Here is a 22,278-nt window from a genome sequence, read left to right as displayed (position 1 = left end):
CCCTACCGGTAACTCGCGACCAGCGCGGTCACGACGAGGGTCCAGCCGTTGGACATGACGAACAGCAGGAGCTTGAACGGCAGCGACACCATCACCGGCGGCAGCATCATCATGCCCAGCGACATCAGCGACGCCGACACGACCATGTCGACGACGATGAACGGCAGGAAGATGACGAACCCGATGATGAACGCGGCACGCAGCTCCGACAGCACGAACGCGGGGATCAGCACCGGCAGCGAGACGTCGTCCTTGTTCTTCGGCCTCGGCTTGTCGGCCACCCGGTTCATCAGCGCGATCTCGTCCTTGCGGGTGTGCTTGAGCATGAACTCGCGCAGCGGTTGGACGCCGTCCTGGAACGCCTCCGTCTGGGTCTTGGTGCCCTTCAGGTAGGGCTGGACGCCCTGCGAGTTCACCTGGCTGAGCACCGGCGTCATGATGAAGATGCTGATGAACAGCGCCAGGCCGGCCAGGACCTGGTTCGGCGGGATGGTCTGCAGCCCGAGCGCGTTGCGGATGATGCTGAGCACCACGAACACCTTCGTGAAGCAGGTGCAGAGCAGCATCACCGACGGGGCGATCGAGAGCACGGTCAGCGCGATCAGCAGCGTGACCGCGGTGCTGGGCTTGCCGTTCGGGCCGTTGTTGACGTTGACCGTCACTTGTCCGCCCGGCGGCACCGGGGGAGTGGGCGCGGCCGGTTCGACCACCGGAGGGCCGAGCGGAGCCGCGGGCGCGGGAGCCGGATCGCCCCAGACGACCAGGGCGATGACGAAGCCGAGGAGCAGTAGCCCCGCCGCCCGACGGTTCATCGTTGGCGGCTCGCGCGATCGCGGACGAACCCGGCGACCTGCGACCAGGTCGACGGCGAGAGCACCGATCCGGCCAACGGGCCCGGCCTCGTCTCGGGCGCGGCGTGCCGGGCGGAGCGTCGGTTCGTGAGCACGTCGTCGGTACCGGCGTGCTCGGCCAGGACGTCCGCGAACGCCGGTCGTTCGAACGCGCTCAGCGGGGCCTCGGTGAGGTACGTGACCTGGGCGTCGGTGACGCCGAGCACCAGCGCCCGGTCGTCGACCTTCACGACCGCCACCGACGCGCCGCGGCTGAGCTGCTGCCGGGAGAGCACCGAGAGCGACGCGGTGCCCCGCCCGATCGGACCGCGCCGGACGAGGCGGGCGAGCCCCCACATCAGGAACAGCACGACCGTCAGGGAGAACACCGCCCGGAGCGTGGCCTCGATCATGAGCCGGACGGCCGATCGCTGTCCGGCGTGATGATCTCGGTGACCCGGATCCCGAAGTTCTCGTCGATGACCACGACCTCGCCGCGGCCGATCATGCGACCGTTGACCAGGAGGTCGGCCGGGCTGCCGGCCAGCCGGTCCAGTTCGACGACCGAGCCCGGCGTCAGCGAGAGCAGGTCGCGCACGGTCATCCGGGTCTGACCCAGCTCCGCGGTGACGTCCATCTCGACGCCGTGCAGCAGGTCCAGTCCGTGCTGCAGCGGGGCCCCGCCACCGCCTCCGCCGCCTCCGCCGCCCGCGGCGATGCTGGTCACCGACGTGATCAGCAGACCGACCAGTGCCCGGACGCCGCTGTCGTCGCTGAGCAGCACGAACGCGGCGTCACCGGACTCCGACAGCGCGGTGAGCCCGGCCTCCAGGTCGGGCACCGGGATGCCCTGCTCGACCACGACCGCGCCGAGCGTCCCGGCGGCGGCCTCGGCGACCGGCTGGAGGGCCTGGGTGAGGTCGAGCGCGCCCATCGGGCTCTCGGCCAGCGCGTCGACGAGGTCCTGGCTGACCGCGACCAGGAGCTGGCCCTGCGCGGCGCCGGAGAAGCTGGCGAGGACACCTTGACCGACCAGGCCACCGCTGTCCGGGGTGACCTGGGGGTCACCGGCGGTGAGCGGGTCGACCGCAGGCAGCAGCGGCAACGCCGCGGTGGCGGCGGCGCCGACCCGCGCGAGCACACTCGCTGCGGCCTCTGTGGATGCGGTCAACGCCTGGCGTCCTCTCTCGGGGGATCGACGACCAGACACGCCAGCCGCGCACCGTGGTTACCGGGGACGGCGTGAGCCAGCGTGATGCCGTTGGTGCTGACCGTGAGGGGCCGGTTGACCGGGTGGCCGAGGGACACCACGTCGCCCGGCTCGAGCGCGACGATCTGCTCCGGGTACATCTGGGTGGTGCCGAACCGCACGACCACCGGCAGTTTCGCGCCCAGCAGGCCGCCGGTGAGGTTGCGCAGCGCCAGTTCCTTGGCCATCCGCTCGGCCGGGGTCAGCGCCGCCGCCTCGTCCGCCTTCTGCAGCGCCTGCATCACCGCCGCGAACGGCAGGCACATCGTGGCGATGCACTCCTGGCTGCCGACCTTCATCTCCAGCGAGACGACGACCATCGGGTCCGACGGCGCCGCGGCCTGCGCGAACTGGGGGTTGTACTCGATCGCGCCCGCCTTGGGCTCGATCTTCTTGACGGTGTCGAACGAGTACCGGAACTCGCCCAGGATCCGGTCGAGCAGACCCCGGAACAGGACGGTCTCGATCTCCGAGAGCTCGCGCTGCGGCTGCGCTCCGCCCGGCCCGCCGAGCAGGTGGTCGATGCAGGCCAGTGCCATGTCGACCGGGATCTCGAGCAGCGTGATGCCGGGCAGCGGGGAGAGCGTCACCATCGTGAGCAGCGTCGGGTTCCCGATCTGGGCGATGTATTCGTCGTAGCTGAGCTGCTCGATCGAGACCAGGCTGACCTGGGAGATCGCCCGCAGGCTCGAGGTGAGCAGCGTCGTGTACTGCCGGGCGAACGTCTCGTAGGTCATCTGCAGCGTCCGGGCGTGCTCCCGGGACAGTTTCGTCGGCCGGCGGAAGTCGTACGGCTGCGGACCGGCGCCCTTGGATCGCCGTGACAGCCGGCCGGCGGTGCGGGGGGCGCCGGCGGGCGCGGACGACGAAGTCACGTCGGCCCGATCGGACGTGCGCGTTGCTTTCTGAGAAGAATGCCGTGTATGTGATTGTGAACGGCGATAGCGCTCGTCACTGGATGACGAACTCCGTGAAGTACACCGCCATCACGTATTCCAGTTTCTCCTCGGTATAGGCCTTGACCACCTTCTCGGTCAGCTCGGCCTTCTCTGCTTCGCGCTGCTTGTTCGTCGACAACTCGGCCACTTCCAGGTTGCTGAACTGCGAGATGACGATGTCCAGGGCCTTGCTGGTGTCCACGGCCTCGGCGGCGTTCGTCGTCGTCTGCAGGGCGATGGCGATCTTGAGGTAGTGGCCGTCGGCCAAGTTGACCGTGATGGCGTCCGCCACGACGACGGCGCTCGGGGTGGGCTCGGGATGGGCCTCCTCCTCGCCGGAGTGGGAGAAGAACGCGAAGTAGGCGCCGACGCCGCCGCCGATGAGCACCACCACCGCGGCCACGATGATGATGAGCAGCTTCTTCTTGCCGCCGCCCTTCTTCTCCTCTTTGTCGTCTTTCTCGTCCTTAGCCATCACACGTCCCGCTCGTCATTTTTCGCACTTTAGTGGGGTGAATCGGTCTCCGTCGAGCTATCGGGGGTCGTGGCGAAGCGAGGCCTCAGATCGCCTTCGCGGCGGAGGGCAGCAGCGAACTCGTGTCGTCCGGCAGATCGGAGAGCACGATGATCTCCACCCGGCGGTTCAGCTTGACCGAGCGGACGTCGCTGGGACTGATCAGCGGTTTCGTGCCGGCGAAGCCGACCGCGCGCAACCGGTTCGCGGCGATGCCCTCGTTGCCGATCAGGTACCGGACGACCGCGCTGGCCCGGGCCGTGGACAGTTCCCAGGCCGACGGGTAGTTGCGTGTCGGCACCGGCAGCTGGTTGGTGTGACCGTCGACCTCGATGTCGTTGGGCAGCGACTTGAGCGTGGGGCCGACGGCGTCCAGGATCTTCTGACCACCCGGCCGCAGGATCGCGCTGTCGCCGGAGAACACCACCGAGCTCGTCACCACCGTGACGACCAGGCCGCGCGAGTCGATCGTGAACGACGCGTCGCCCTCCAGGCCGTTCTTCTTCAGCGCGGCTTTGATCTTCTTCTCGGCCTCGGTGAGGTTCTGCGCCTCGGCCTCCGCGGCCAGCATCCGGGTCTGGGCCTTGGCCAGCTCCGCCGCGGACACGGCCTTCTTCACCAGGGCCTTCTCGGACTCGGTCAGCTGCCCCGCCGGGCCCGATCCGGCCGCCAGGTCCAGGCCGGCGCTGTCCGAGGCGCTGCTCTGCAGCACCGAGCTGGAGCCCTGCAGCACGGCGTTGGTGCCGAACGCCTGGTTGAAGCCCTCCTGCAGCTGGACGACCTTCGTCTGGTCGACGTTGCTCATCGCGAAGAGCACCAGGAAGAGCACCATGAGCAGCGTCATCATGTCCGAGTAGCTGACGAGCCACCTTTCGTGGTTCTCGTGCTCCTCGTGCTCTTCGTGCTTCTTGCGTTTGCCGCCCCCGTGGCCCCCGCCCGACATGTCAGGCGGCCGCCTTGGCGGGCGCCGGGTTCGGGAGCAGCGCCTTCAGCTTCTGGGCGACCAGACGCGGGTTCGCCCCGGCCTGGATCGCCATGATGCCCTCGATCGACAGGTTCATCTGGTCGACCTCGAGCTCGCTGACGCGTTTGACCCGGGACGCGATCGGCAGCCACATCAGGTTCGACGACATCAGGCCCCACAGGGTCGCGACGAACGCGGCCGCGATGACGTGACCCAGTTTCTCCGGCTGGGCCAGGTTCTCCAGCGCGTGGATCAGACCGGTGGTGGTACCGATGATGCCGATCGTCGGGGCGTAGGACCCCAGGTCGGTGAAGAACTTGGCCGCGGCCTTGTCGCGCTTCTTCTTCGCCTCGATCTGACCCTCGAGGATCTCGCGCAGCTCCTCCGGGTCGGTGCCGTCGACCGCGAGCTGCAGCCCGTCCTTGAGGAACGGATCGTTGACGTCCTTGATCGCGTCCTCGAGCGCGAGCAGGCCCTCCTTGCGGGCCCGCTCGGCGAGCTTGACGATCGTGTCGACGGACGCGCCGGCGTCGATCTTCTTCGCGGTCAGCGCGGCGATGAAGTTCTTGCCGAAGCCGATCGTGTCGGCCATCGTGGCACCGGTCATCGAGGCGCAGATCGCGCCACCGAACACCAGCAGCAGCGGAGCGGGCAGAAAGATCGACCCGATGTGGCCGCCCTCGAGGATGATCGTGGTGAAGACGATCGCGAACGCCACCACGATCCCGATGATGCTTGCGGGGTCCATCAGCGCTCCGGACGGTGCAGCGGGACGACGATCTGCGAGGCAGGGTCGTCCATGGCGGTCAGGGTCGGGTTCTGCGGCTCGAGCACGGCTCGTTGGGCCTCGGCGATGACCGCGGCCCGGTACTGACGGATGAGCCGGGTGACGTCGGTCAACGACTCGAGGACGATGTACTTCGTGTTGTCGACGAGCGTGATGACCGTGTCGGGCGTGGCATCGGCGCGCTCGATCAGGTCCGGGTTCAGCGCGAACTCCTGGCCGTTCAGCCGCGTCAACACGATCACACCTGTGTCATCGGCGGGTGGCGCGCGAGGGTGAGGAAACGGTGCAGGACGGGTGCGAGCCGGGCTCGGACCCGTCCCGCACCCGTCAGGTCACCGCTTCAGGTTGATCAGGTCGTTGAGCAGCTCGTCGGAGGTGCTGATGATCTTCGAGTTCGCCTGGAAACCGCGCTGGGCGATGATCAGGTTGGTGAACTCGCTGGCCAGGTCGACGTTCGACATCTCCAGCGTGCCGCCCATGATCGCGCCCCGGCTGCCGCCGCCGGGTGTGCCCATCTGCGGCACACCGGAGTTGACAGTGGTCCGGAACATCGACCCACCGGCCTTCTCCAGACCGGCCGCGTTGTTGAACGACGCCAGCGCGATCTGGCCGAGCGGCTTGCGCAGGCCGTTGGTGAACGAGCCGACGAGCTGGCCGTCCTTGGTGATCGAGAAGCCCTGCAGCGAGCCCATCGCGTAACCGTCCTGCTTCTGCGGCGCGACGGTCGTGGTGCCGGCGTAGTTCGTCAGGCCGGCGAGGTCGACCGCGATGTCGCCCGCCGCGGCCGGGAACGTGAGGGTGTTCGGGTTGGGCGTGGTGCCGGTCGCCGAGAACGTGATGTCGCCGCCGTCGTAGTCGGTGGTCCCGTCGCTCACCTTCACCGACCAGGTGTCGGTGGAGGCGCCCTTGGTGAGCGTCAGCGTCAGCTCGGACGCGTTGCCGGAGCCGTCGTAGATCGTCAGCGACGGGGTGATGACCGTACCCTCCGGCGCGTCGCTGGGGAGGTTGCCGGAGAAGGTCACCGCGGTGCTCTGGGACGGTGCGAGCAGCGTGTTGATCGGCAGCGCCAGGTCGGTCGGCGTGGTGTTCGACGCGATGACGCCCTGGGCGTCGGCCACCCAGCCCTGGACGCGGGCACCGTCGTTGGTGACCAGGGCGCCGTTGGCGTCGAACGAGAACGAGCCCGCCCGGGTGTAGAGCGTCTCCTGGCCGGTCTTGACCGTGAAGAAGCCGTCGCCGCTGATCATCAGGTCGGTGCTGCGACCGGTGGTCTGGGCCGAGCCCTGGGTGAAGTTCGTGGAGATGCCGGCGAGCTGGACGCCCAGGCCGACCTGGGCGGGGTTCGTGCCGCCCTGGACCGATCCCTGCGGCGAGGCCGGTGCCTTGAGCATCTGGTTGAGCGTGTCCTGGAACACCGCCTGGCTCGACTTGAAGCCGGCCGTGTTGACGTTCGCGATGTTGTTGCCGGTGACGTCCATCATCTGTTGGTGGGCGCGGAGACCGCTGATACCGGAGAAGAGCGAGCGCAGCATAGATCGGTTCCTTTGCTTCGGTAGCGCGGGCGCTAGGCGCCGGGGTTGGTGGCATCCGGCGCGGTGCCGGGTGTGGTCGGGCCGGGTGGCGTGGTCGGCGACGCCGTCGCGGGATCCGGGCTCCCGGTACTGACACCGCCGGGCGCGGCACCACCGGGAACCGCGGTGCCCGGAGCAGCGGTGCCCCCCGGTGCCGTGGTGCCGCCCGGGGCGGTGGTGCCGCCCGGGGCCGTGGTGCCGCCCGGGACGGTGGTGCCTCCCGGGGCGGTGGTGGGGAGCGGGGACTGCGGTGTGGTGGCGCCCGGTACCGCGTCGCCGATCGGGGTGACCACGTCCTCCGCGCCACCCGCCACCGGCGACGTGGTGGTCGACAGCCCGACCTTCCCGACCGCGGTGACGCTCGCCATCGGGATCGACAACCCGTTCACGGTGACGCTCGGATTCGACCCGAGCGTCGCCCCTTCCACCTTCCCGGTCACCGAGTTGCCGGCCGCGTCGGTGTACGTCACGTCCTTGCCGACGAGGTTCGCCGCGCCGAGCGTCAGCTGCGCGGTGAGCATCTGCTGCTGCACCTCGGCCAGGTCCGTGAGCTTCTCGACCGTGGTGAACTGCGCGGTCTGCGCGACGAACTCGGTGCCCTGCGCCGGGTTCATCGGGTCCTGGTACTTGAGCTGGGCGACGAGGAGCTTGAGGAACGCGTCCTTGTCCAGGTCGGCCGACGGCGGCTTCACCGGGGCGGCACCGAGCGCCTGGTTCAGCGTGGCGCCGACGTTGGAGGATTCCGAGAACGGGGCGGTCATGGCTACACCTGCAGGTCGAGGGCGTGGCGGCCGGCGCCGGTCGGCGTCGGCCCGGTGTATCCGGCCGGGCGCGGCGCAGCCGGGCGGCCGGTGTCGTTGCCGGTGCCGGTGTCGCCCGGCTGGCCGTTCCGGCCGGGCTGCCCACCGGGCCCCTGGCCGGTGGCGGCGAACTGGCGGTTCTGCTGCCCGGCGGGCGAGTCGCCGAAGTCGAACGCCGCGCCGGTGAACCCGGCGTCCTCGAGCTGCTGTCGCAGCTCGGGCAGCGCGGCCCGCAGCGTCTCCCTGGTCATCTCGTTGGCGCCGCCGAAGTGCAGGTGCACCTGGCCGTTGCGGATCTCCGCGACGACGCTGATCGTGCCCAGGTCGTCGGGGCGCAGCTCCATCGCGATCCGGTGGACGCCGTCACCCTGCGTCCGCAGCGGGATGATCTGGTCGGCCACCTGCGCCGCCGGCGGCGGGGGAGGCGCCTGGTCGGGTGCGTTCGCGCCGGTGAGGTCGAGCTGCTGGGGCTGGCTCACGTCCGGCGTGTGCAGCGGGGTGAACGCGGTCGCGTCCGGTGCCGCCGGCGCGTTCGCCGCGGCCAGCGCGTCGGTGAAGCTCTCCTCGGCGCCACGTTCGGTGTCGCCCCCGGTGCCGGTGTCACCGGTCGTCGACACGTCGACGCCGAGCGCGCCCGGGACGTAGCCGGGCCGGTCGACCGGCGCCGGGATCGGGCTGCCGGGCGCCGGGACCGGTGCCGCGGTGAGCGCGGGGTCGGGCGCCAGGAACTGGCCGAGCTGCGCCGCGGTGGCCTGGACCGCGGCCACCTGGGCGGCGGCGTTCTGCGTCGCGGTGGCCTGGGTCGCGGCGAGCTCGGCGGGCGAGAGCTGCCGCCCGGACTTCGTGACGACCGGTGGGGCACCCACGTTCTCCGCACCGGCCAGGCCGCTGAGATCGATGCCATGGCCCACCCCGGCCGGTTCGCCGGTCGTACCCGCTCCCGGCACCCCGGCCCCCGGGGTGCCGGTTCCGGGCGTCTCCCCGCCGGCGAGCGCGCCGGCCTCACCGAGCGCGCCGGTGAACGCGGCCAGGTCCACCTCGGCCAGCGCCGCCGCCGCGGCCGCGCTGTCCGCGTTGGCGGTGATCGCCGCCTCCACCGCCGGCCGCGCCTCGGCCGCGCCGACCACGGTCAGCTCCGGCAACCCGAACGCGCGGGTGCTCGGCGCGTCCGCGGCCCCCGGGCCCACCGCGTCCCCTGGGCCCGGTGCGTCGGCGCTGGTGAGCCCGCGGAGCCCGGCCAGCCCGGCGAAGCCCGGTGAGCCCTTCGCGTTCAGCCCCAGCGTCGCCGGGTTGAGCACCGGCCCGGTCGCGACGCCGCCCTCGCCCTCGGTGACCACGCCGATGCCGACGACGGCGACCGGCGGGGCGTCGGCGTCGATGTCACCGGCGCCGCCGGAACCGAGCGCGAGCTGGCCGTGGGCGAGCAGCGCCGCGGGCAGCGCGAGCGCACCGGCGGTGTCCGACGGTGGCATGCCGGTCATCGTGGTGTGCCAGGCCTGGTTCAGCACCGCGCGCCGGCCGCTGTCCTCCTCCGGCGCCTTGGCCGGTTTCTGCTTGGTTTTGGGCCCCTCCGAGGAGTCCTGCTCGGAGATCGTGGTGTCGTCGGCGCCCTTGCTGCCCGAGGCGGCCTGGAGCGCGGCGACGAACTGTTCGTCGTCGTTCTGGCCCTGGCGCCCGGCGCCGTCGGTCTCCGTTTCGGCGGCTCCGCGCGCGGGCGCGGTGTTCGTCGCCATCATCAGCGACATCGTGTTGTGGGACGCGGGAAGGGGAGAGATGCTCACGAGGCGTCCTTTCCGAGCGCACGCAGGGCGTTCTGCACCTTGACGACGTACTGCTGGGTCTCCGCGTACGGCGGGATGCCGTCGTAGCGGCGGACCGCGCCCCCGCCGGCGTTGTAGGCGGCGAGGGCCAGTGGCAGCGACCCGAACTCGTTCAGGTGCTGTTTGAGCAGGCGGGCGGCACCGTCCACGGCCTGTCGGGGCTCGAACGGATTGACGCCCAGCTCACGGGCGGTGGCCGGCATGATCTGCATCAGCCCGCGCGCACCGGCGGGGCTCACCGCGTCGGGATCGTAGTTCGACTCGATCTTGGCCACCGCCGCCAGCAGCGCGGGGGAGATCCCGCGGCGGGCACCGGCGGAGGTGAACAGGTCGGCGAACGGCACCCCGGCGAGCACCCCGGTGCTGCCGGCACCGCCGGCCGACGAGCCGAGCGCGGCGTTGCGCAGCAGGCTGCCCGCCGCGTTGAGCGCTGACGTCTGCAGCTCCTCGGCGGGCAGCACGCGGCGGATCGAGGTCGGCGTCTCGTAGATCGGCCCGACTTTGACGTTCTCCCCGGGCTGCGGCGCGTGCAGCATCCGGTTCTTGCCCACGTAGATGCCGATGTGCTCGTAGCCGTCGAAGACCAGCAGGTCACCGGGCTTGGCCTGGCTGAGCGACGGCACCGCGGAGCCCTCCAGCCGCTGGTGGCGCACCAGCCGGGGCAGCTCGACGCCGAGATCCTTGAAGACCCGCTGCACCAGGCCGGAGCAGTCCAGCCCCTTGGCCGGGTCGGTGCCGCCGAACACGTAGGGCACACCGAGGTACTTGCGGGCGGCGGTGACCACGTCCGCGCCGGTCGGGCCGCTGGGGCTGAGCGCGTTCCCGACCCGGTCGACGGTGCTGCTCCCGGCGGTGCCCGCGGTGGCTTCCGACTCGCTCGTGCGGGCCGCGTCGAGCGCGACGGCGAACCCGGTCGGCTGCTGGCCCACCCCGGCGCCGAACCGCGTCGCGGTCTGCGCGATCTGGCTCTGGATCGCCAGCATTCGCGACGTGATGTCCGCCAAACCGGTCAAGGATGCCCCCTCGTTCCCTGCGTCAGGGGCCGTCGTCGACCTCGGCAGAGTTCTCCGTGTTGCCCATCGGCGGGTTCGTCCGCGACCTTCGGGTTGTGGCCAATTCGTCGACGAGGACCTGGTCCTCGGCCAGCTCGGCCGCGGCGCGTTCGGCCTTGTGGCGTTCCTCGAGCTTCTCCACCGCCCGCCGGGCCTGGGACGCGTCGGTGTACTCACGCAGCTTCTCGGCCACCGCGGCCTGCGCGTCCACCACGACGCGCTGGGCCGCGAAGAGCTCACCGGCCAGCGCCTGCCTGGCCGAGATCGCGGCCACGTACGACCGGGCCAGCGCCGCCTCCGGCAGCTGACGCCCCCGCAACGTCTCGCCGCTGCGCTCCACCATCAGCTCGGCCTCCCGTAGCGCGGCCCGCGCGGCGAGCACCTCGCCGCGCAGCGCGTCCTCCTTCGCCTGACGCGCACGCAGCACGGTGGCGAGCCGGAACCGTTTCTTGGCCATCAGCCGGAGTTCAGCAGCTGGGACATGGCGTCCCAGGCGGCGCCGGCCGGATACGGGTCACCGAGGCTCTGCCGCAGGAACGCGGTGATCGCCGGCCAGAGCTCGCGGGCCCGGTCGGCGTCGGGGTTGGTGCCCGGCACGTACGCGCCGATCTCCAGCAGCTCACGGACGTCGCGGTAGGCGGCCATCAGCCGGCGCAGCTCGCTCGCCATCGCTTTCTGCTCGCGGGTCGTGATCGCGCCGGACACCCGGGAGACCGACTCCAGCACGTCGATCGCCGGGAAGTGCCCGGAGGTCGCGAGCTTGCGGTCGAGCACGACGTGCCCGTCGAGGATCGAGCGGGCGGTGTCGGCGATCGGCTCGTTCTGGTCGTCGCCCTCCACCAGCACGGTGTAGAGACCGGTGATCGTGCCCGCCGACCCGGGCCCGGCGCGTTCGAGCAGCCGGGGCAGCAGCGCGAACACCGACGGCGGGTAACCCCGGGTGGCCGGCGGCTCGCCGGCCGACAGCCCCACCTCGCGCTGGGCCATCGCGGTCCGGGTGAGGCTGTCCATCATCAGCAGGACGTCCTTGCCGCGGTCGCGGTACCACTCGGCGATCCGGGTCGCGACGAACCCGGCACGCAGGCGCACCAGCGGGGGCGTGTCGGAGGTCGCGACGACCACGACGGCCCGCGCCAGCCCCTCCGGCCCGAGGTCGTGTTCGAGGAACTCGCGCACCTCCCGGCCACGTTCGCCGATCAGCGCGACGACCGTGATCTCGGCCTCGGTGCCCCGGGTGATCATCGACATCAGGCTGGACTTGCCGACGCCGGAGCCGGCGAAGATGCCGATGCGCTGCCCCCGGCCGCACGGCACCAGCGTGTCCAGCGCGCGGACGCCGAGCGGCAGCGGGAAGCGGATCAGCCCCCGCTCCATCGCGGTCGGCGGCTCGCCCTCGACCGAGACCCACTCGGTGTTGACCAGCGGCGGCCCGTTGTCCATCGGCCGCCCGAGGCCGTCGAGCACCCGGCCGCGCAGCGACTCGCCGACCTGGATCTGCAGCGGCGATCCGGTGTTGACCGCGCGGTCACCGGCCCCGACGCCCCCCAGCGGGCCGAGCGGCAGGCAGGAGAGGCGGGCGCCGTCCAGCGCCACCACCTCGGCGGCGATCGTCGTGTTGTCCTCGCGCCCGGAGCCGCCGCGGAGCCCGGCCATCCCACCGACGCCGCCGATCCGCACCAGGTCACCGACCCGCCCGGGCACCCCGACGACCGACACCGACAGGCCCAGCACCGAGTCGACGCGGCCGGTGACCTCCGGCCGGGCCGCGCGGATCGCGGGCGCCAGCCGGTGCTGGAGCAGCCGGCTCACCACGGCTGATCTGCCGCGTCGACCATGCCCAGCGCTTCGCCGACACGCAGCAGCGCGGCCGAGAGACGGGCGTCGACGACCGTCGCGTCGCTCTCGGCGATCGCGTCGCCGCTGGCCAGCGACGCGTCCGGCTCGAGGGTGACGGTGCGGCCGTCGATGACCAGCGGACCTTCGTGGTCGGCCTCGGCGGTGAGCGTCGCGTGGTCGGCCGGGTTGACCCGCACCAGTACCGGCCGGCCGACCGGCACCAGTTCGAGCGCGCGCGCCACCGCGTCGCGTCCGGGGGAGTCGGCCAGCGCCAGTTCCCGGCCCAACACCGCCTCGGCCAGCACGAACGCGGCGCTGACCAGCTCGTTCTCGAGTTCCATCGCGCTCGGCGCGGCCCGCTGCTCCAACGCGCTCGCGGCCGCGGCGACCGTCTGCAGCGCCCGCTGGAGGCCGGCCAGCCGGGCCTGCTCGAACCGCCGGGTCTCCTCGTCGGCGGCCCGGCGGGCGGCTTCGGCCTCGAGTTTGGCCGCGCGCTTGCCCTCGGCCCACCCGGCCGCGAACCCGGCGGCCTTCGCGGCCTCCTTCGCGGCCGTGAGCTCGGCGTCGACCGCGGGGACGCGCGGCACCCGCGCACCGGCCCGGCCGAGGTCGGTGTGGAACGACGCGCTGACCGCGACGTCCGCGGCCGCGCCGCGCAGCACGCCGCTCGCGGTCGGGTCAGGCGACGAACTCATCGTCGTCTCCCCGCCGGATCGTGATCTGGCCCGAGGCTTCCAGCGCCCGGATGTTCTGGACGACCTTCGCCTGCGCCTCCTCGACCTGGCGCAGCCGCACCGGGCCGAGCATCTCGACCTCGTCGGCGAGGTTCTCGGCGGCCCGGCCGGACAGGTTGCGCATGATCTTGTCGCGCACCGCGTCGTTGACACCCTTGAGCGCGGTGGCCAGGTCGGCCGACTCCACCTGGCGGAGCACCAGCTGGATGGAGCGGTCCTCGAGTCCGATGATGTCCTCGAACATGAACATCTTGCTGCGGACCTCTTCGGCCAGCTCCGGGTTGAGCGTCTCCAGGCCCTCCAGGATCATCTTCTCGGTGCCGCGGTCGGCCCGGTTGATGATCTCCACCAGCGGTTGCAGGCCGCCGACGACCGACATCTCGGTCGGCTGGAGCACCGAGGAGAGCTTGCGTTCGAGCGTCTCCTCGACCTGCCGGATCGTGTCCGGCGAGGTCCGGTCCATCACCGCGATCCGGTTGGCGACGTCGGCCTGGAGGGTGGGGGAGAGCCCGGAGAGGATGCCCGACGCCTGCGTCGCGGTCATGTGGGCCAGCACCAGCGCGATCGTCTGCGGGTGCTCGTCCTGGAGGAACGAGAGCAGCTGCCGGGCCTCGGCCCGCTGCAGGAAGTTGAACGGGACGTCCGCGATGCTCTTGGAGAGCCGTCCGATCAGGTCGGCGGCCCGTTCCGCGCCGACCGACGCCTCCAGCAGGTCGCGCGCGTAGTCCAGGCCGCCCTGGCCGGCGTACTTGTTCGCGGTGGCCAGGTCGTGGAACTCGAACAGGACGTCGTCGGCGATCTCGGTCTCGATCTGGCCGAGCCGCGCGATCTCCGCGGTCAGCTCCTCGATCTCGTTCTCGCGCATCTGCGCGAGGATCTTCGAGGACGCCTCCTTGCCCATCTGCACGAGCAGGATCGCGGTCTTGCGCAGCCCGGAGAGGTCGGAGCCGGTGGACACGGTCACCGCGACACCTCCCGGCGGTCACCGAGCCAGCTCCGGAGCAGCGCCGCCACCTCCTCGGGCTGCTTCTCCACCATCTCGGCGATCTCGCGCTGGCGGGTCTCCTTGTCCGGGCCGAGGCGGGTCGGGCCGGCTTCGATCGCGGCGGGCGCGTTCGCCGCCTCGAGCTCGCGCATCCGCTCCCGTTCGAGCGCGGCCTGCATCTCCTCGAGCTGCAGCCGCTCGGACGGGGTGAGCGTCGTCCGCTGCTGCTTCTTGCGGTTCTTGCGGCTGACGAACGCGGCGATGATCATCAGCAGCGCGATCAGCCCGATCGCGGCGCCGCTCTTGACCGTGCCCATCAGCTGGGCCTGCTTGGCCGCCGCCTGGGATTCGGCCAGCTCCTTGGCCGCGGCCTTCGCCGCCGACTCGTCGAACGGCAGCGCGGTGACCGCGAGGCTGTCGCCGCGGGTGGTGTCCAGCGCGGCCGCGGACTGCACCAGCGTCTGGATCTTCGCGGTGTTGGCCGACGCGGGGACGTTGGAGTCCAGCAGCACCGCGATGCCCATCCGGCGGATCGCGCCGGGCGCGGAGTTGCGGGTCTCGGTCACCGAGTTCACCGCGTTGTTCCGCGTCGTGGTGCTGTTCTCGTAGTTGTTCGAGCCGTTGGACCCGCTCGGGACCTGGATGTTGTCCGGTCCGAGCACACCGCCGACCGCGTTGCCGTTGCCGGAGAACGTCTCGGTCTTCTGCGACTCGGCCAGCGGCTGGGTGTTCGCGTCGGAGTTGTAGGTCTGGGTCTTGGTCTGCGTGTTGTCGTAGTCCAGGTCGGCGGTGACCGTGACCGCCGCCTTGCCCTTGCCGACGACCTGCTCGAGCATCGACCGGATCGAGTCCTGCATCTTGCCCTCGAACGCGACCGTCTGTTTGCTGCTGGAGTCGCCGCCCGCCGCGGTGGTGGTCTGACCGCCCTTGGCGAGCACCGAGCCGTCGGCACCGGCCAGCGTGACGTCGGCGGAGTCCATGCCCTCGACGCTGGAGGAGACCAGGTTGATGATCGCCTGCACCTGGCTGTCGGTGAGGTCCTTGCCGGCGGCCGTCTTGACCAGCACCGACGCGGTGGGCTTCTGCTGGTCGTCGGCGAAGACGTCCTTCTGCGGCAGAGCGAGGTGGACGGTGGCCGCCTCCACCCCGTCGATCGAGGAGATCGTGCTCGCCAGCTCCCCTTCGAGCGCGCGCTGATAGCTGACGTGCTGCATGAACTCCGACGTCGTCACGCCCTGCTTGTCCAGCAGCGAGTAACCGGTGTCCTCACCGGCCGGCAGGCCCTGCCCGGCCATCTGGAGCCGCAGGTCGTAGACCTGGTCCCGGGGCACCATGACCGTGGCGCCGCCGTCGGCCAGCTCGTACTGCACGTTGGCGGCGCCGAGCTTCTCGACGATCGCCGACGCGTCGGTGGGCGACAGGTTGCTGAACAGCGACGCCATCGTCGGTTTCGAGGCCCAGGACGCGAAGAAGTAGCCGCCGATGACGAGGGCCAGCACCGCCACGACGAGCACGGCCTTCTGCCCCGCGGAGAAGGCTTTGAAGCCTTCGACTCCGCGGCCCAGGGCTCGCTTCAGGCGGTCGACCATCGGTTACTGCATCCGCATGATCTCTTGGAACGCGGCCACGGCCTTGTCGCGCACGGCGACGGTCAGCTGGGTCGCGAGCGCCGCCTCGGTCGCGGCGATCGTGTAGTCGTGCACGTCGGTGAGGCTGCCGGTGGCGGCCTTCACGGCCAGCTCGTCCTTGCGGGTCTGCAGCGTCTGGAGGTTCTGCAGGCTGTCGGCGAGCTGCGCGGCGAAGCCCTTCGCGCTGTCCGACGTCTCGTCCGGGTTGGACGCGGCCGGCAGCGCGCTGCCGGTGCCGCTCATCCCGATGCCGGAGACCATCACCGGGGCGATGGGGTCACTGGCGCCGGTGGCCCCGATCGCGCCGACGGCGCCGAACGAGCCGATTGAACCGATCGGAGTCGTCACTTATCAGCCCTTCCCGAGTTGGATGGCCTGCGTGTAGGAGTCCTTCGCGCGGTCGATCACGGCCAGGTTGGACTGGTAACCGCGCTGCGCCATGAGCAGCTGACCCATCTGGTCGGCCAGGTCGATGTCCGGCATCCGGACGTAGCCCTCGGCGTCGGCCATCACGTGGTCCGGCGCGTAGACGAGGCGGCCCTCGGCCGGGCCCTCGACGATGCCGCCGACCTGCACGCCGCCGTTGCCGTCGCCGTAGTCGACCGCCTGCGCGATGACCTGCTTGGCGCGGTAGGCCTCACCACTGGTGGGGCGCACGTCGTTGATGTTGGCCAGGTTGTCGGAGACCGCGTCCAGCCACTTGCGGTGGACGGTGACGCCGGTGCTGGCGATACCCAAGGCCGGAAAGAGGCTCATATCTTCACTCCAGGATCTACGCGCCGCCGCCGGCGGCGACCGTGCGGATCCCGCCGTACTGGTCGTCCATCGCGCGGATCATCAGCTGGTACCGCAACTGGGTGTCGACGTTCGAGATGACCTCGTGGTCGAGGTTGACGTTGTTGCCGTTGATCCGGGTCGGTTCGAGCGACCGGGCCATCGAGGGCTGGGTGGCCTCGTCGGCGAGCGCCGCGCGGCTGATCGCGGCCCTGGTCTCGCCGCCGAATCCCTGACCGGCGTCGACGGCCTGCCGCAGGGCGTCCTCGAACTGGACGCGGCCGGCCAGGAACTGCGGCGTATCGATGTTGGCGACGTTGTCGGCCGTCACGCGCTGGCGCAGTGCCAGGCCGTCCATGGCGGTCTTGAGCACGGTGGAAGTGACGGAATCGAACACGTATCCCCCTACGGCGCTCAGGAGCAGTTCCTGAGTAGTTCTGGTGCAGTCCGGTCAGATCGCTTGATCCAGGTACGCCGGGCGGGCCGCGCCGCTGTCGAAGAGCTCGATCTTGCTGGTCAGCGCGGCCTGGCGCCGGTTGCCCGCCATCGCCCTGGCGATCGCCTCGGCCGCGGCGAGCTGCCGGGCCAGGATGCGGTCGGCGCGGGGCCGCAGGTCGAGCGGGAGCGGCCCGATGCCCTCCGGCGGCGACCAGGCGTCCGACGGCGGTGTCTCCCGCAGGAACTGGTCGGTCCGCAGGAGCTCCTCGATTCCGGCGACGTCCGCCTCCAACTGATCGAGCGCGTCCACCCAGGCCGACCGCCAGTCGGTCACCGTCAGGCCGACCCGACGGCCATCGCGGCCTCCCGCCAGGCGTCGCGCAGCTCGTTGGCCAGCTCGAGCGTCGACGCGGCCTTGCCGGCGTCCTGCTTGATGTTGGCCTGGACGAGCTCGGAGAGCATCCAGCGGTAGAGCGCGGCGACGTTCTCGGCGCCGTCCCAGGCGGTCAGGTCGAGCGTCGCCAGCAGTTCGCTGATGATGTCCTGCGCATGCATCAGACGCTCGCCGGCGAGCAGCCGGTTGCCGTCGCGGATCGCCTGCTCGCCCTGGGCGATGTCCTGGACGAGACGGTCGTAGAGCATCACCAGCAGCCGGGCCGGCGACGCGGTGCTGATGCTGTCGGCCAGGTAGCGGGCTCGGGCGGCGCCGGGTGGCGGGTACGTCATCGGGTACTCACTCCTAGGAGTTGCTCGCGTTGCTGGCCGCCGTCTGGCTGCTGAGCCAGCTGGACTGGCTGGACACCTTCGAGAGCGCGCTCTCCATCGCGGAGAACTGGCGCTGCAGCGCGGTGCGGCGATCGGCCAGCTTGGTGTCCCAGTCGAGGATCTCCTTGTTGAGCCGGGAGATCATCGTCGTGCCGCTCTTGATCTTCTGGGTGAGCGTGCCGTTGATCGTGTCGGTGGCGGCCGCGCCGACCTTCTGCAGTCCACCGGCGAGCCCGTCGGTGACCGCCTTCTGGACCTTGGCCGGATCCTCGTTGTAGGCCTTGAGGAAGTCGTCCTTCTTGAACTCGAGCTTGCCGCCCTGGGTGAGCTGGACGCCCATCTGCTTGAAGCTGCCGAAGCCGGACAGGCCCTGGCTCACCGTGCTGAGGATCTGGCTGGAGAGCTGGCGGACCGTGTAGTCACCGGCCAGCGGTCCGGCCGACGACTTGGCGCCGGGGGAGGACGCGACACCGGGCGCCGACGACGAACTGATCTGCGCCAGCGCGCTGTTGGCGGCGTCGACGAGCGCCTGCATCTTGTTCGCGATGCCCTCGGTGTCCTGGTTGACGCCGATCGTCACGTCGGTGGCGAGCTTGCTGGCGGTGATCGTCACACCCGGCATCGCCCCGGTGAACGTGTTGCTGCTGCTGGAGATCTTGAAGCCGCCCTGGGCGGGGTCGCCGACCGTGAGCTCGGCGTCGGTGCCGGCGCTCATCACCTTCGCGTCGGAGGTCAGGCCGGAGATCTCGAACGTGTTCGCCTTGCCGGTCTTCGTCGAGGCCAGCTGGAGCACCGGGCCGGAGTCGGTGTTCACGACCGAGGCGCGGACCGCGAGCCCGGCCTTGTTGATCGCGTCGGCGACGCCCTGGGGCGTGTTGTCGTCCACGGCGAGGTTCGTGGTCACCGCGTCGGCGCCGGTGCCGATCGTCAGATCGATGGTGCCGTTGGTGGTGGCGGGGGTGTCGGTGCCGGCGAAGGCCGAGGTCACCCGGTGGGCGGCGGCCAGCTTCGTCACCGAGAACGTCATGTCGCCGGTCTGCGCACCGGTGGACGCCGTCGCGACCACGTCGGTGGAGGAGGACGTCGCCTTGGCGCCCTTGAAGGAGTCGAACCGCGTCAGGTCCTTCGCGGCGTCGAGCACGGCCTTCATCTTGGTGTTGACGGTCTGGTAGGCCGTGTTGTTGGTGGTGTAGTCGGAGACTTTGGTCTTGAGGTTGGTCTGGGGCGCGGATTCGGCGGAGATCAGTGCGTTGATCAGCGACGTGGTGTCCATGCCGCTGGCCAGCCCGCCGAGACTGGTGACCATGGGGTTCCTCCAATGGAACAGGGGCGGTGCGCGGATGCGCACCGCCCCTGGCCGTCAGTCAGACGAATCAGCCGAGGAGCTTGAGAACGCCCTGGCCGCTCTGGTTGGCCTGCGCCAGCATCGACGTACCGGCCTGCTGCAGGATCTGGTTCTTCGAGAACTTGACCATTTCCGAAGCCATGTCGGTGTCGGTGATGCTCGACTTCGACGCGCTCAGGTTCTCGATCGCCACGTTGACGTTGTTGATCGTGTGCTCGAAGCGGTTCTGGATGGCACCGATCTGCGAGCGGACCGTCGAGACGCCCTTGATCGCGGTGTCCAGCGCGTCGATCGCGGCGCTGGCGTCCGTGGTCAGGTCGAGGCCGTTGGTGCCGAGCCCGGTGGAGTCGAGGCCCTGCAGACCGGCTGACTGCAGGGCACCGCCGGAGGTCAGGTCGATGCTGATCTGGGCGGCGGCGTTGGTGTTCTTCGACGCCGAGTCGACCTGGAACGCACCGTTGTAGCTGCCGTCCAGCAGCGCCTGGCTACCGAACTTCGTGCTCTTGACGATGCGGTCGAGCTCCTTGTTGAGCTCCTGGAACTCCGTGTTGGCCGCGGCCTTGGCGTCCGAGTCCTGCGAACCGGTGTTCGCGGCCTGCACCGACAGGTCACGCATGCGCTGCAGGATCGACGAGGTCTCGCCGAGCGCACCGTCCGCGGTCTGGGCGACGTTGACGCCGTCCTGCGCGTTGCGGGCCGCGACCGTGAGGCCGCCGATCTGCGACTTCAGGCCCTCGCTGACGGAGAGGCCGGCCGCGTCGTCCGCGGCGCGGTTGATCCGCAGACCGGAGGACAACTTCTCCATCGAGCCCGCGACCGACTTGTCGTTGACCGACAGGTTCCGGTAGGCGTTGGCGGCCGAGACGTTGGTGTTGATGCGAAGCGACATTCTGGTGTTCCTCCTGGACGAATCGTGCTTCTGGCCGGACCTTCCGTGGACCGATCACTGACGACATCGCCCGTGGCGCCACTCGTCTGAGTGGTTTCACGCAAAACTTTCCGGGGAAGATGTTCCACGCGTGTTCGAGCCTATTTTGGGGTCTAACTGCCAGTATGGGCGGTATGGATCTCCGGGCGGAACCGGACTTCGACTCGATCGCACACCTCGCCGCGGAGATCTGCGGCGCGCCGATCGGGCTCGTCACGCTCGTCGACGGCGAACAGCTCTGGTTCAAGGCGCGCGTCGGCTGCGCGCAGACCCACACCGAGCTCGACTCCTCGTTCTGCCGCCGTGCGTTCGACGTCCCGGACCTGCTCGAGGTGCCCGACGCGCTGGCCGACCCGCGGTTCGCCGCCAACCCGATGGTCACCGGCGAGCCGCACATCCGCTTCTACGCGGGTGCTCCGCTGCGCGTCGGGGAGGGCCAGGTGCTGGGCACGGTCTGCGTCCTCGGCCGCCACCCCCGCCGGCTCACCGACGCGCAGCGCCGCGCACTGCGTGCCCTGGCCCGGCACGCGACCGCCGAGGTGGAGCTGCGCCGGTACGCGCGGGAGGCCTCCGGGGCCGCCGGGCGGGCCCGCGACCTCGAGGCGCTCGAGGAGCGGATCCTGACCACCGTCGGGCACGAGCTGCGGACGCCGCTGTCGTCGATCCGGGGATACCTGGAGATCCTGCTCGACGACACCGAGCCGCTGGACCCGGCCACCGCGCGCCAGTTCCTCGGCGTCATGCAGCGCAACTCCGAGCGGCTGCTGCGCCTCGTCGACGACATGCTCACCGCGGCGGAGTTCAGCAGCGGCGGGATCTCGCTGCGCCTGGCCGACGTGGACCTGACCGAGCTGGTCACGTCGGTGGTCGAGCAGAGCCGTCCGCTCACCGACCACTCCTCGGTGCGGCTGCTCTGGGAAGCGCCCGGCACGGTCCGGGTCTCGGCGGCCCGGCGGCCGCTGGAGCAGGCGCTGCGTCACCTGCTGCTCAACGCGATCCGGTTCACGTCCGCCGGCGAGATCCGGGTGCGGGTCGAACCGTCCGTCCCGGCCGTCCTGGTGAGCGACACCGGGAGCGGCATCGCGGCCGAGGACCTGCCCCGGCTCTTCGACCCGTTCTACCGCTCGGCGTCGGCCGAGGCGGACGCCGTGCAGGGCGCCGGTCTCGGCCTCACCGTCGTGCGGGCGATCGTCGAGGCGCACGGGGGTGCGGTGGCGATCGACAGCACGCCGGACGTCGGCACCACCGTGCGGCTCACGCTCAATGCCGTTTCTTGAGCACCCAGAAGTCGTAGGGGTGCGCGCCGGGGCCGAAGCCGTGGGCCTCGACCATCGCGGCGGCCTCGAGTAGCCCGGTGGCGAGCAGGTCCGGGCGGTGGGCGTCGCTGCCGAAGCTCAGCGCGGTGCCGCCCTCCTCGCGCCACCAGCGGACGATCACCGGGTCGAGCGGGTTGCGCGTGTTCACCTCGAGCGCGCGGCCGGTACCGGCCAGGGCACGCAGGGCGTAGCGGTACTCCTCCTCGAACGCCCGCGGGTCGCACGGCCCGGCGGTGGCCGGCCAGTACCGGACCGGGTAGTCGATGTGCGCGAGGACGTGGAAAACGTCCGAGCCGGTCGCCAGCGCCGCCACCTCGGTGAGGTACCGGCGGACGACGGCCTCGGCCGCCAGCGCGTTGTAGGCGTCCCCGGCGTCGTAGTCGAGGTCCGCGGTGTGCCGGATCGTGTGCACCGAGCCGAGCGCGCGGTCGAAGCGGCCGAGCGTGACCAGGTCCGTCACGCGCTCGTGGTGCCAGTGCGGTTCGCTGAGCTCCACGCCGGTGAGGATGCGCAGATCGGGGAAGAGGTCGCGGCAGCGGGCGACCTCGGCGAGGTAACCCTCGACGTCGAGCGCCGGTGGCGTGACCACGCCGTCGGCGTCGGTGCGCTCGGCCAGCCAGTCCGGCAGCGCGCGGTGCGGGTCGGTGAGCGTCGTGAGGCCGAAGTCGGCGTGTTCGGTGAACGCGATCGACGGCAGGCCCAGCTCGACGGCGCGTGCGCACGTCCGCTCCATGTCCCCGGACGGTGCGTCCCACGAGAACTGCGTGTGCACATGCCCATCAGGTGGGTACGAGGTCATGCCTCCAGTCTTGTCACCCGGCCGCCCTGGTGGGAGTGCCCAACGGTGTGGTGTGGGACAACCTCGTGCGCAGGTCGCCGCGGGCGGCCACGTCGGCGTAGTACGCGGCCCGGCGCCGCGCGACGCAGCCCTCCGGGCGGTCCGCGCCGGCGACCTGCTCGGGGTCGAGCTGGGAGTTGATGCCGTCGCGGAGCAGGGTGAGTGC

26 protein-coding genes and 1 pseudogene are annotated in these 22,278 nt (G+C 70.8%); 1 reads left to right on the top strand and 26 read right to left on the bottom strand.

The genetic code is table 11. From position 1 onward, the window contains the following. Positions 1 to 2: 2 nt before the first annotated feature. The 24 genes from fliP to ABD437_RS15475 form a co-directional block, all read right to left on the bottom strand. Positions 3 to 812 (bottom strand): flagellar type III secretion system pore protein FliP, encoded by an 810-nt coding sequence (fliP, locus tag ABD437_RS15590; protein ID WP_344649558.1) that lies wholly within the window; start codon positions 810 to 812, stop codon positions 3 to 5. Beyond that, positions 809 to 1,243 carry a flagellar biosynthetic protein FliO gene (gene fliO / locus ABD437_RS15585; RefSeq protein ID WP_344649557.1) on the bottom strand — a complete coding sequence of 145 codons (435 nt, stop codon included), beginning with the start codon at positions 1,241 to 1,243 and terminating at the stop codon, positions 809 to 811. Before fliO ends, fliP begins: the two co-directional genes overlap by 4 nt. Beyond that, entirely contained in the window at positions 1,240 to 2,001 is a 762-nt protein-coding gene (fliN, locus tag ABD437_RS15580; RefSeq protein ID WP_344649556.1) for a flagellar motor switch protein FliN, read from the bottom strand. The genes fliO and fliN overlap by 4 nt, the downstream gene beginning before the upstream one ends. Beyond that, positions 1,998 to 2,954 (bottom strand): flagellar motor switch protein FliM, encoded by a 957-nt coding sequence (locus tag ABD437_RS15575; RefSeq protein WP_344649555.1) that lies wholly within the window; start codon positions 2,952 to 2,954, stop codon positions 1,998 to 2,000. Before ABD437_RS15575 ends, fliN begins: the two co-directional genes overlap by 4 nt. Positions 2,955 to 3,030: 76 nt before the next feature. Next, positions 3,031 to 3,492 (bottom strand): flagellar basal body-associated FliL family protein, encoded by a 462-nt coding sequence (locus tag ABD437_RS15570; protein WP_344649554.1) that lies wholly within the window; start codon positions 3,490 to 3,492, stop codon positions 3,031 to 3,033. Between the two features lie 85 nt (positions 3,493 to 3,577). Continuing rightward, the gene (locus ABD437_RS15565) at positions 3,578 to 4,474 is read right to left on the bottom strand and encodes a flagellar motor protein MotB (protein ID WP_344649553.1); all 897 of its coding nucleotides are present in this window, start codon (positions 4,472 to 4,474) and stop codon (positions 3,578 to 3,580) included. A gap of 1 nt (position 4,475) precedes the next feature. Next, a complete protein-coding gene (locus ABD437_RS15560; protein WP_344649552.1) occupies positions 4,476 to 5,243 on the bottom strand; it encodes a motility protein A in 768 nt (255 codons plus the stop codon). Further along, positions 5,243 to 5,518, bottom strand: a complete 276-nt coding sequence (locus ABD437_RS15555) for a flagellar FlbD family protein (protein WP_344649551.1) — start codon at positions 5,516 to 5,518, stop codon at positions 5,243 to 5,245. Before ABD437_RS15555 ends, ABD437_RS15560 begins: the two co-directional genes overlap by 1 nt. Before the next feature lie 96 nt (positions 5,519 to 5,614). After that, entirely contained in the window at positions 5,615 to 6,814 is a 1,200-nt protein-coding gene (locus tag ABD437_RS15550) for a flagellar hook protein FlgE (protein ID WP_344649550.1), read from the bottom strand. Positions 6,815 to 6,846: 32 nt separating this feature from the next. Continuing rightward, positions 6,847 to 7,614: a flagellar hook capping FlgD N-terminal domain-containing protein gene (locus ABD437_RS15545; protein WP_344649549.1), complete on the bottom strand. Its 768-nt coding sequence runs from the start codon at positions 7,612 to 7,614 to the stop codon at positions 6,847 to 6,849. Between the two features lie 2 nt (positions 7,615 to 7,616). Continuing rightward, positions 7,617 to 9,434: a flagellar hook-length control protein FliK gene (locus ABD437_RS15540; protein ID WP_344649548.1), complete on the bottom strand. Its 1,818-nt coding sequence runs from the start codon at positions 9,432 to 9,434 to the stop codon at positions 7,617 to 7,619. Further along, positions 9,431 to 10,486, bottom strand: coding sequence for a transglycosylase SLT domain-containing protein (locus ABD437_RS15535; RefSeq protein WP_344649547.1), 1,056 nt, complete (start codon positions 10,484 to 10,486; stop codon positions 9,431 to 9,433). The genes ABD437_RS15540 and ABD437_RS15535 overlap by 4 nt, the downstream gene beginning before the upstream one ends. Positions 10,487 to 10,508: 22 nt before the next feature. Next, positions 10,509 to 10,982, bottom strand: a complete 474-nt coding sequence (locus ABD437_RS15530; RefSeq protein WP_344649546.1) for a flagellar FliJ family protein — start codon at positions 10,980 to 10,982, stop codon at positions 10,509 to 10,511. Beyond that, positions 10,982 to 12,334, bottom strand: coding sequence for a FliI/YscN family ATPase (locus ABD437_RS15525; protein ID WP_344649545.1), 1,353 nt, complete (start codon positions 12,332 to 12,334; stop codon positions 10,982 to 10,984). The genes ABD437_RS15530 and ABD437_RS15525 overlap by 1 nt, the downstream gene beginning before the upstream one ends. Then, positions 12,331 to 13,056: a FliH/SctL family protein gene (locus ABD437_RS15520; RefSeq protein ID WP_344649544.1), complete on the bottom strand. Its 726-nt coding sequence runs from the start codon at positions 13,054 to 13,056 to the stop codon at positions 12,331 to 12,333. Before ABD437_RS15520 ends, ABD437_RS15525 begins: the two co-directional genes overlap by 4 nt. After that, positions 13,040 to 14,053 (bottom strand): flagellar motor switch protein FliG, encoded by a 1,014-nt coding sequence (gene fliG, locus ABD437_RS15515; RefSeq protein WP_344649752.1) that lies wholly within the window; start codon positions 14,051 to 14,053, stop codon positions 13,040 to 13,042. The genes ABD437_RS15520 and fliG overlap by 17 nt, the downstream gene beginning before the upstream one ends. Positions 14,054 to 14,055: 2 nt before the next feature. Then, positions 14,056 to 15,669 carry a flagellar basal-body MS-ring/collar protein FliF gene (gene fliF / locus ABD437_RS15510; protein ID WP_344649543.1) on the bottom strand — a complete coding sequence of 538 codons (1,614 nt, stop codon included), beginning with the start codon at positions 15,667 to 15,669 and terminating at the stop codon, positions 14,056 to 14,058. A gap of 3 nt (positions 15,670 to 15,672) precedes the next feature. Continuing rightward, the gene (fliE, locus tag ABD437_RS15505) at positions 15,673 to 15,969 is read right to left on the bottom strand and encodes a flagellar hook-basal body complex protein FliE (protein WP_486304007.1); all 297 of its coding nucleotides are present in this window, start codon (positions 15,967 to 15,969) and stop codon (positions 15,673 to 15,675) included. 90 nt (positions 15,970 to 16,059) lie between these two features. Then, the gene (locus tag ABD437_RS15500; protein ID WP_344649541.1) at positions 16,060 to 16,464 is read right to left on the bottom strand and encodes a flagellar basal body rod protein FlgC; all 405 of its coding nucleotides are present in this window, start codon (positions 16,462 to 16,464) and stop codon (positions 16,060 to 16,062) included. 16 nt (positions 16,465 to 16,480) lie between these two features. Then, positions 16,481 to 16,879 (bottom strand): flagellar basal body rod protein FlgB, encoded by a 399-nt coding sequence (gene flgB, locus ABD437_RS15495; RefSeq protein WP_344649540.1) that lies wholly within the window; start codon positions 16,877 to 16,879, stop codon positions 16,481 to 16,483. A 54-nt stretch (positions 16,880 to 16,933) separates the two neighbouring features. After that, entirely contained in the window at positions 16,934 to 17,254 is a 321-nt protein-coding gene (locus ABD437_RS15490; RefSeq protein ID WP_344649539.1) for a hypothetical protein, read from the bottom strand. Positions 17,255 to 17,256: 2 nt separating this feature from the next. After that, positions 17,257 to 17,646 carry a flagellar export chaperone FliS gene (gene fliS / locus ABD437_RS15485; protein WP_344649538.1) on the bottom strand — a complete coding sequence of 130 codons (390 nt, stop codon included), beginning with the start codon at positions 17,644 to 17,646 and terminating at the stop codon, positions 17,257 to 17,259. A 13-nt stretch (positions 17,647 to 17,659) separates the two neighbouring features. Continuing rightward, the gene (fliD, locus tag ABD437_RS15480) at positions 17,660 to 18,991 is read right to left on the bottom strand and encodes a flagellar filament capping protein FliD (RefSeq protein ID WP_344649537.1); all 1,332 of its coding nucleotides are present in this window, start codon (positions 18,989 to 18,991) and stop codon (positions 17,660 to 17,662) included. 67 nt (positions 18,992 to 19,058) lie between these two features. Next, positions 19,059 to 19,919, bottom strand: a complete 861-nt coding sequence (locus tag ABD437_RS15475; protein ID WP_344649536.1) for a flagellin N-terminal helical domain-containing protein — start codon at positions 19,917 to 19,919, stop codon at positions 19,059 to 19,061. A 173-nt stretch (positions 19,920 to 20,092) separates the two neighbouring features. Here ABD437_RS15475 and ABD437_RS15470 point away from each other — a divergent pair, with 173 nt between their 5' ends. Next, positions 20,093 to 21,235, top strand: coding sequence for a sensor histidine kinase (locus ABD437_RS15470; RefSeq protein ID WP_344649535.1), 1,143 nt, complete (start codon positions 20,093 to 20,095; stop codon positions 21,233 to 21,235). On the opposite strand, the gene ABD437_RS15465 is transcribed toward ABD437_RS15470, so the two are convergent. Together ABD437_RS15465 and ABD437_RS15460 are read right to left on the bottom strand one after the other, a co-directional pair. Then, complete coding sequence (locus tag ABD437_RS15465) at positions 21,219 to 22,007, bottom strand: PHP domain-containing protein (RefSeq protein WP_425558157.1); 789 nt, start codon at positions 22,005 to 22,007, stop codon at positions 21,219 to 21,221. The genes ABD437_RS15470 and ABD437_RS15465 overlap by 17 nt on opposite strands. A gap of 79 nt (positions 22,008 to 22,086) precedes the next feature. Beyond that, a pseudogene (locus ABD437_RS15460) lies at positions 22,087 to 22,278 on the bottom strand (sigma-70 family RNA polymerase sigma factor); the annotation flags it as partial.

Source organism: Cryptosporangium japonicum (assembly GCF_039524755.1).
In the GTDB taxonomy this organism is placed as follows: domain Bacteria; phylum Actinomycetota; class Actinomycetes; order Mycobacteriales; family Cryptosporangiaceae; genus Cryptosporangium; species Cryptosporangium japonicum.
This window is presented reverse-complemented; position numbering and strand designations above follow the sequence as displayed.

Excerpts from the sequence above, each read along its gene's own strand:
- ABD437_RS15470 (WP_344649535.1), top strand. The coding sequence starts at position 20,093 with ATGGATCTCCGGGCGGAACCGGACTTCGACTCGATCGCACACCTCGCC.
- fliD (WP_344649537.1), bottom strand. The coding sequence starts at position 18,991 with ATGGTCACCAGTCTCGGCGGGCTGGCCAGCGGCATGGACACCACGTCG.
- ABD437_RS15550 (WP_344649550.1), bottom strand. The coding sequence starts at position 6,814 with ATGCTGCGCTCGCTCTTCTCCGGTATCAGCGGTCTCCGCGCCCACCAA.
- ABD437_RS15560 (WP_344649552.1), bottom strand. The coding sequence starts at position 5,243 with ATGGACCCCGCAAGCATCATCGGGATCGTGGTGGCGTTCGCGATCGTC.
- fliF (WP_344649543.1), bottom strand. The coding sequence starts at position 15,669 with ATGGTCGACCGCCTGAAGCGAGCCCTGGGCCGCGGAGTCGAAGGCTTC.
- ABD437_RS15565 (WP_344649553.1), bottom strand. The coding sequence starts at position 4,474 with ATGTCGGGCGGGGGCCACGGGGGCGGCAAACGCAAGAAGCACGAAGAG.
- fliP (WP_344649558.1), bottom strand. The coding sequence starts at position 812 with ATGAACCGTCGGGCGGCGGGGCTACTGCTCCTCGGCTTCGTCATCGCC.
- ABD437_RS15475 (WP_344649536.1), bottom strand. The coding sequence starts at position 19,919 with ATGTCGCTTCGCATCAACACCAACGTCTCGGCCGCCAACGCCTACCGG.
- fliE (WP_486304007.1), bottom strand. The coding sequence starts at position 15,969 with ATGGTCTCCGGCATCGGGATGAGCGGCACCGGCAGCGCGCTGCCGGCC.
- ABD437_RS15570 (WP_344649554.1), bottom strand. The coding sequence starts at position 3,492 with ATGGCTAAGGACGAGAAAGACGACAAAGAGGAGAAGAAGGGCGGCGGC.
- ABD437_RS15520 (WP_344649544.1), bottom strand. The coding sequence starts at position 13,056 with ATGAGTTCGTCGCCTGACCCGACCGCGAGCGGCGTGCTGCGCGGCGCG.
- fliS (WP_344649538.1), bottom strand. The coding sequence starts at position 17,646 with ATGACGTACCCGCCACCCGGCGCCGCCCGAGCCCGCTACCTGGCCGAC.
- ABD437_RS15500 (WP_344649541.1), bottom strand. The coding sequence starts at position 16,464 with ATGAGCCTCTTTCCGGCCTTGGGTATCGCCAGCACCGGCGTCACCGTC.
- ABD437_RS15530 (WP_344649546.1), bottom strand. The coding sequence starts at position 10,982 with ATGGCCAAGAAACGGTTCCGGCTCGCCACCGTGCTGCGTGCGCGTCAG.
- ABD437_RS15545 (WP_344649549.1), bottom strand. The coding sequence starts at position 7,614 with ATGACCGCCCCGTTCTCGGAATCCTCCAACGTCGGCGCCACGCTGAAC.
- ABD437_RS15465 (WP_425558157.1), bottom strand. The coding sequence starts at position 22,007 with ATGGAGCGGACGTGCGCACGCGCCGTCGAGCTGGGCCTGCCGTCGATC.
- fliO (WP_344649557.1), bottom strand. The coding sequence starts at position 1,243 with ATGATCGAGGCCACGCTCCGGGCGGTGTTCTCCCTGACGGTCGTGCTG.